Consider the following 7,366-nt stretch of genomic DNA (forward strand, 5'->3'; position numbering starts at 1 on the left):
GTAATTTTATTACATCCCGGCTTCACAGGTCCTGCCTAAATCATATTTTTGAACACTTTACCGTCTTTTGCGACGACTTTGATTGCATCATTGTCTTTCAGTATGCCGATATTTTCGAGCGGATTCTCTTCGGTCAATATGAAGTCCGCGATATAATCCTCTTTGATCAGTCCGAGATCCGTGTAGCCCATGCATTCTGCGGCGGTCTGAGTGGAAGCGACGATTGCATCCATCGGAGTCATGCCGCACTCCACCATAAGCTCAAGCTCCCGGAGGTTGGTGCCGTGTTTGAATACTCCTGCATCGGTGCCCATCGCGATTTTCACGCCGGCCTTATAGGCTTTTGTGAAGCTCTCCTTATGGATTTCGATGACTTCCTTGGACTTGTCGATGGATGTCTGTGCCATGCCGAGCTCATCTGCGAACTCGAGTACGGATACAGGCGCAAGAAGCGTCGGCACGAGATAAGTGCCCTGATCCTTCATCCTTTCACAGATTTCATCGTCCAGATAAATGCCGTGCTCTATCGAATGGATGCCCGCTTCGACACATTGTCTCACGCCTTCGAGGCCCTGTGCGTGCGCCATCACTTTCACGCCGTTCCTGAACTGTGATTCCTCGACGATCACTTTCAATTCTTCAAGGGAGAACTGTGTAAATTTCGGATGGTCGGTCGGGCTGGATACCCCGCCTGTTGCGTGGACCTTTATGACGTCCGCACCCGCCCTCAGCATTTCACGGGTCTTCTTCCTCACTTCCTCCACACCGTCACAGACGCCGGACGGCATGCCGGGATGCGGCTGCAGCATATCTGCAACAATCCCTGAATAGTTGTATCCGTCCCCGTGCCCGCCTGTAATGGTCAGGGCATTGACGCTGATCTGCATCCTTGGTCCGTCGACCAGGCCGTCGTCAATCGCCTTCTTCAAACCGAGGTCACTCCCCAGTGCATCACGCACTGTGGTGATTCCTGCGTTCAGTGCAGTGTTCAAGTGTTTTGCCGCTTCATAGAAATTATATGAAAACGGTGTGGTGAGGCGCTGCTCAAGTGGTTTCAGCTCAAACATCATATGCACGTGCGTATCGATCATGCCGGGGAGCATGTAACGTCCCCCGCCGTCGATCACTTCCGCACCACTGATGGAGGCGTCCGCATCCAATGATTTAAATCTGCCGTCTTCAATCAATATATTCGTGTTGACGATATTTTCCGAACCTGTACCGTCGATCAGGTTGATGTTTTTCACCAGTAATTTACTCATAAATTTTCTCCTTCACGTTAAATTAAGTTCATCACTATGCTCGCTATGAAAATCGATGCCACAGTCACCGTCACGAAACCGCCGATCAGCATCGGTGTCACAAGTTCCTGGAATAATTTATTTTCATCCTCAGGGTTATCCGTCTCACTGCGCGCCACTTCCTCACATATGATGTAGTCCGCCGGGAAGCCGAGCAGTGCGGTCAATGCAACAGGCATGCCCTTGTATGGATGCCAGCCGACAATTTTTGAGGCGATGAACCCGCCGGCAAGTATGCCGAAAGTTCCGATTGCAAGTATCGCAAGGACGCTCGGGACGTTGCTGATGACATCCTGGGGTGTGACATCCGCCATCGTGCCGATGATGACGAAGATCAATGCGACCATCATGAAGCTGAATGAGTTCGCCGATTCAAGCACACTTTTCGGGAAGAATCCGAAATTCAGTGCCAGTATGCCGAGGATTAGACAGAAGATCGTATAGTGGACGCCCGTGACATCCCCGAGATAAACCCCCACTGCAGCAAGAACAAAGACGAAAAACAGTTTTATGGTATTATTCTGCATGAATTTATACTTCACGGGTTTTTCTTCGAGGGAAATCCTGGCTGTGTCTTTCACATTGACCTGCCCCGTCATGAATAAATGGCCGTAACGCTTCATGAAAAAGGTCGAAATGGGCATGCCGACGACGCCCTGGAAGGCGTAGACGAGCACGGGGACGACGACCAGAGTGCTGAGCCCGAGTTCAGTCAGCCGTTCATTCGTGATGAGCAGTGCAACGATGCCGCCGGATAAAGGCCCCACACCACTTGCAGCGGTCGGGAAGTCAAACATCAGCGTGATCAGGGTCAGCACTAAAGTAAGTGAACCGACGAGACCCGAAAGCGCAATGACGACCGCCTTCCACTGTGACTTCAGTATATCAAAACGCATGAGCGTTCCCATATGGACGATCAGCGGGCCGATCAAAATCGCACCGAGGGCCGGAAGCGTGGACAATTCAAGTATGTTCTCCGGAAACACACCAATCCATGTAAAAATCAGGAAACCGAGCATTGCGGTCATCAATGTCGGGATTCGTGCGCGTGACAGGACAGAGATGTATTCACCCAGGGCAAGCAGTGCGAATATACCCACCGTCGCGATAATTGGTTCTTCCCACATAATACAGCACTCCTAAATGTTTTCTATTTAATGAGTGCATTATACAGCCATCGGTGGAAGAATAATAGTTAAATTCTGAAAAAAATGAGTTTTCAAAGAAAGAAAACGTCTCCATTGTATACTGTATACCTGTATGTAAATGAACCCCAGTAAATAATTCTCTTCGGTGTAAAATTTTACCGGGGTCCATCCCCTCATTCCACATTTTTCTTGAACTTTACGAACATGACATGTTCAATGGTGGACTCACTGACTCTGCCTTTCTTATCCTTCTCGATCAGTTTCAATTCCTGTCCGAAGAAGCTGCCGACCGGGATGATCATCCTGCCGCCCGGCGCGAGCTGGTTGATCAGGTTTTCCGGCATTTCTTCAGCTGCTGCCGTGACCATGATCTTATCATAAGGTGCATGTTCCTCCCATCCCTCATGGCCGTCGCCGTAATGGAAATGGATGTTCCGATATCCCAGATCCGTGAGCCTTTCCCTGGCACGCTCATGAAGCGTTTTGATGCGCTCCACAGTGTACACAGAGCGCGAAAATTTTGAGAGCAGCGCCGTCTGGAACCCGGAACCCGTCCCTATCTCGAGAACTTTATCCTCTGAATCCAGCTCAAGCTTCAATGTCATCGTGAGGACAAGGGAAGGCTGCGAAATCGTCTGGCCGTGGCCGATGGGAAGCGGCCGGTCGAGGACAGCAAGCTCCTTCTGCTCATCGATGAAGCGGCTGCGGTCGAGCTGCATGAAATACTTCCTGATTTCTTCATCGGTGTATCTCATATCCGTCACCCCTTAATGGTTGTTTGATGTACTATAACCCTTATACCCTCATCAGCGGGTTTGATTTTGGATTTTGAGGTTAATATATAGAGACGAAGCAAATTCTTATACGGGGTGAGAGTAATGAATCATATACATATTAAAGGTGCAAATCAGAACAACTTGAAAAATATCAGCGTGGACATCCCGAAACACAAATTGACGGTGTTCACCGGCCGGTCCGGTTCCGGTAAATCGTCACTCGTTTTCAATACGGTGGCTGCCGAGTCCGAACGTCTGCTGAATGAAACGTATTCAACTTATGTGCAGAATCAGCTGACGCAGTACGAAAAGCCTGAAGTGGACCAGATTTTGAATCTGCCGGTGGCCATGGTGATCAACCAGAAGCGGCTTGGGGGCAACTCCCGCTCCACCGTCGGTACGATCTCGGATATATATGCATCCGTCCGCCTGCTCTGGTCCCGCATCGGTGAGCCATTCGTCGGCTATTCCCCGGTGTTTTCGTTCAATAACCCGGCCGGCATGTGCGAAAGGTGCCAGGGGCTCGGCTATGTTGAGGATATCGATCTTGATGAGCTGCTGGATTTCGACAGGTCATTGAACGAGGATGCAATCAAATTCCCGTCGTTCCGCCCCGACAGCTGGCGCGGAAAGCGCTACTTATACAGCGGCTTATTTGATAACGATAAGAAGCTGAAAGACTATACGGAAGAAGAGATGGAGACATTCCTTTACACGAAGCCGAGACGGTTGAAGAATCCTCCGGAAAACTGGCCCAGGACCGCCAAATTCGAAGGGCTGATCCACCGTTTCAGACGGTCTTTTTTATTGAACGACAACTTCGAGAAGAAGCGGTTCTTTTCAGATGTGGAACGGGTGGTGACTTCCAGGAAATGTCCGGTGTGTGACGGGCAGAGGCTGGATGAAAAAGTGCTGTCCTGCAAGATTGACGGCTTGAACATCGCGGATTTCACAGCACTCACGATTGAGGATGCGATCCCCTTTTTGGAATCGCTGGAAGATGAGAAGGCCAAGTACATCATAGAGCCGCTGCTCAAACAATTGAAGGCACTGAAGCATGTCGGACTGAACTATTTGACGCTTGACCGCGAGACGCCGACACTGTCCGGCGGGGAGTCCCAGAGGATCAAACTGATCCGTCATCTGAACAGCCCCCTGACCGACCTCGTCTATATCATCGACGAACCGAGCATCGGACTCCATCCGGAAGATATCGACAAGATCAACGACATCATCACCTCCATCCGTGATAAAGGAAACACCGTACTGATCGTGGAGCATGACCCGGACGTGATCAAGATTGCCGATCACGTGATTGATATCGGACCCGGTGCCGGCAAGGCCGGCGGGGAGATCACATTCACCGGCACATATGAGGCACTGCTTGACTCCAACACACCGACCGGGGAGGCGATGCGGACTGTGCATACGCTGGATAAGAAGGACAGGGAAATAAAGGACTTCATCCATCTTAAAAATATCACGAGGAACAATCTGGAAAATATCAGCGTCGATATACCGGCCGGAATGATGACGGTGTTTACAGGTGTGGCAGGATCCGGCAAGAGCACCCTGCTCAAGGAAGGTCTGAAATCCCGGAAAGAGGTCATTTTCATCGATCAGAAAAGTATCCAGGCTTCCAACCGCTCGAACCTTTTGACTTATATGGATGTATTTGATGATATACGCACATTTTTCAGCAGGAAGACCGGACTTAAAAAAGCATGTTCAGCTATAACTCAGAAGGTGCATGCCCGGAATGCAGCGGCAAAGGCATCATCAAGACCGAACTCGCCTTCATGGCGGACATGAGCCAGGTGTGCGAAGTATGCGGGGGCACAAGATACCGTCCGGAAGTGCTTGAAGCAAAAGTCGAAGGGTATTCGATTGCGGATATACTGGCTTTGACCGTTGAAGAAGCGATCAATCTCTTCCAGGAGAATCAGACAGTCAGGGAGCGGCTGCTTCATCTTGAACAGACCGGCCTGCAGTATATGACGCTCGGACAGTCACTGGACACGCTGTCCGGCGGAGAGATGCAGCGGCTGAAGCTCAGTTCCCATCTCGACAGCGAAGCATCCGGCATGATTTATATCTTCGATGAACCGACGACCGGCCTCCATGAAAGGGACATACCGACACTTCTGAATTGCTTTGAAAAGCTGATTGAAGCGGGCAACACGGTCCTCATCGTGGAGCATAACCTCACGATGATGACACACGCAGACTGGCTGATCGATATCGGCCCCGGCGCTGGGAAAGCCGGCGGCAGAGTTTTGTATACCGGACGGCCGCGGGGTTTATTGGAAGTGGAGGAATCGGTGACGGCAAAACATTTGAAGCGTTATGTCAACGGTCTATAAAAAGGAGGAAGGCTGATGAGGAACATCAGAGTGGTGGATTATGATACACAGTGGCCCCTCATGTTCGAAGAGGAAAAAGAGAAGTTCGAACAGATTTTTGGGGACGAACTGACGGCCGTCCATCATATCGGCAGTACTTCTGTGCCGGGCCTGAAGGCGAAGCCGGTCATTGACATCATGCCGGTCGTTAAATCTATCGATGCCGTTGATTCCTGTAATGATGCACTGCAGGATATCGGATATGAGGCACTCGGTGAATACGGCATCCCGGGACGCCGCTATTTTAGAAAAGGCGGCGACGACCGCACCCGTAACATTCACTTTTTTGAAGCAGGCAGCGACCATATAAAGCGTCATTTGTCTTTCAGGGATTACTTAAGGAATCATGAAGAAGTATGCAAACAGTACGGTGATTTAAAATCACAGCTGGCCGATCGGTTCCCCCACGATATAGGAGGCTACATGGAGGGGAAAGATAAGTTCATCAAAGAGACGGAACGGATTGCGATAAGATGGTGTGAAGATGACTTCAGCATTTGAATGATGGTTTATAACGCATAGTGTTATAAGGGTGCGGATGCTGTTATTACAGTGTTTTGAGGCTATCCTGAATATGTGTAGTAACGCCCTTGAAACGTTAATGTCTCTCTGCTTCCGGGTATAAGTTTAAAAATACAGGACGTATAAGGGATGATGAAAATGAATGAGGTCCAGGAAATTTTGATCAAGCGTGCCGGGAAAGTCAGGCAGTCATATAAAGACTTCATGAACAACCCCTTCCAGGAGGAGACTGTCCATAAGCTGAGGGTGGACTGCCGCAAGCTCAGGGGGGTCTTAAATATCCTGAAGCATGCGATGTACAAAGAAGATTACGAAAAACTGAATGGCGAGCTGAGGGACATTGCCCTGGTGATCAGTGATCTGCGTGAGATTGATGTGCTGACCAGGTTGTGTGCCGATACAGCGAAGCGGGAGCCCGATATGAGCGGACATTTTCAGGAGATGTTCTTTTATTTGAACGGTGAGCGCTTTAAAAAGATGGAGACGGCGCTTTTGGATGTGGAGAAGAAGGATATTGAAAGTGAGATTGATGATGTCAGGACGAGGATTGAAAATCTGGAATTCAAACAGAAGTACAGGGATGAGAAGGACTTGAAGGCGTTCATCCATGAGCGGCTGGAGAAGAAGTATGAGAAGCTGGCCGCCGGTTATGCGGATACAGACCTGAACGATTATGAGCATGTCCATGAAGTGAGGAAAGATGCGAAAAAGCTGCGGTTCGGGGCCAGGTACCTCGGCAAGCTCACCGGCCTTGAGCATAAGAAGATCAGCAAGGAAGCCAAAAAGATACAGGATGAATTCGGGGAAATCACCGACCACCGGGTGAATGCAGCGATGCTCGAGGAATATGCCGATGCTGCGGATAATGAAGAGGTCCGGGATTTATTCCTGAAGATCAGGGACCTCGAACAAGACAAATAAAAATCTCTGCACGGTATTGGACTGTGCAGAGATTTTTATTTTCGATTTGATGGCGCTGAAATCAGGGTACAAATCGGACTTTGCCTTTGAAACCGATTTGGAGAGCGAGAAATCATAGTTCAAATCGGAAATGGATGACGAATCCGATTTGAAGGCGTGAAAATCACTGGGCAGCTCGGATTTTGCCCTCGAAACCGATTTGGGGACCCGGAAATCGATTATGTCCATATAGTTGTGTAATAAGAATAAAGAGCCACACCTGTGCTCTGTAGTACAATGTTAGTTGGGACACCATC

The 7,366-nt window shown here is 49.6% G+C and carries 5 protein-coding genes and 1 pseudogene; 3 read left to right on the plus strand and 3 right to left on the minus strand.

Annotated elements, in window-relative coordinates:
- Window positions 1-35: 35 nt before the first annotated feature.
- The 3 genes from LPW40_RS08610 to LPW40_RS08620 all read right to left on the minus strand — a co-directional run bounded on the left by LPW40_RS08610 (window position 36) and on the right by LPW40_RS08620 (window position 3,204).
- Entirely contained in the window at window positions 36-1,262 is a 1,227-nt protein-coding gene (locus tag LPW40_RS08610) for a metal-dependent hydrolase family protein (RefSeq protein ID WP_230821856.1), read from the minus strand.
- Between the two features lie 17 nt (window positions 1,263-1,279).
- Window positions 1,280-2,428, minus strand: coding sequence for a hypothetical protein (locus LPW40_RS08615; protein WP_230821857.1), 1,149 nt, complete (start codon window positions 2,426-2,428; stop codon window positions 1,280-1,282).
- Window positions 2,429-2,622: 194 nt separating this feature from the next.
- Complete coding sequence (locus LPW40_RS08620) at window positions 2,623-3,204, minus strand: protein-L-isoaspartate(D-aspartate) O-methyltransferase (RefSeq protein WP_230821858.1); 582 nt, start codon at window positions 3,202-3,204, stop codon at window positions 2,623-2,625.
- A 123-nt stretch (window positions 3,205-3,327) separates the two neighbouring features.
- Here LPW40_RS08620 and LPW40_RS08625 point away from each other — a divergent pair.
- The 3 genes and pseudogenes from LPW40_RS08625 to LPW40_RS08635 all read left to right on the plus strand — a co-directional run bounded on the left by LPW40_RS08625 (window position 3,328) and on the right by LPW40_RS08635 (window position 7,070).
- Window positions 3,328-5,588: pseudogene (locus LPW40_RS08625) on the plus strand (ATP-binding cassette domain-containing protein).
- Window positions 5,589-5,603: 15 nt separating this feature from the next.
- The gene (locus LPW40_RS08630) at window positions 5,604-6,128 is read left to right on the plus strand and encodes a GrpB family protein (protein ID WP_230821859.1); all 525 of its coding nucleotides are present in this window, start codon (window positions 5,604-5,606) and stop codon (window positions 6,126-6,128) included.
- A 150-nt stretch (window positions 6,129-6,278) separates the two neighbouring features.
- Window positions 6,279-7,070 (plus strand): CHAD domain-containing protein, encoded by a 792-nt coding sequence (locus LPW40_RS08635; protein ID WP_230821860.1) that lies wholly within the window; start codon window positions 6,279-6,281, stop codon window positions 7,068-7,070.
- The last annotated feature ends 296 nt before the right edge of the window (window positions 7,071-7,366 follow it).

This window comes from Salinicoccus halitifaciens (assembly GCF_021026095.1).
Taxonomy (GTDB): Bacteria; Bacillota; Bacilli; order Staphylococcales; family Salinicoccaceae; genus Lacicoccus; species Lacicoccus halitifaciens.

Coding starts and splice junctions, on each gene's coding strand:
- LPW40_RS08615 (WP_230821857.1), bottom strand. CDS start 2,428: ATGTGGGAAGAACCAATTATCGCGACGGTGGGTATATTCGCACTGCTT.
- LPW40_RS08635 (WP_230821860.1), top strand. CDS start 6,279: ATGATGAAAATGAATGAGGTCCAGGAAATTTTGATCAAGCGTGCCGGG.
- LPW40_RS08630 (WP_230821859.1), top strand. CDS start 5,604: ATGAGGAACATCAGAGTGGTGGATTATGATACACAGTGGCCCCTCATG.
- LPW40_RS08610 (WP_230821856.1), bottom strand. CDS start 1,262: ATGAGTAAATTACTGGTGAAAAACATCAACCTGATCGACGGTACAGGT.
- LPW40_RS08620 (WP_230821858.1), bottom strand. CDS start 3,204: ATGAGATACACCGATGAAGAAATCAGGAAGTATTTCATGCAGCTCGAC.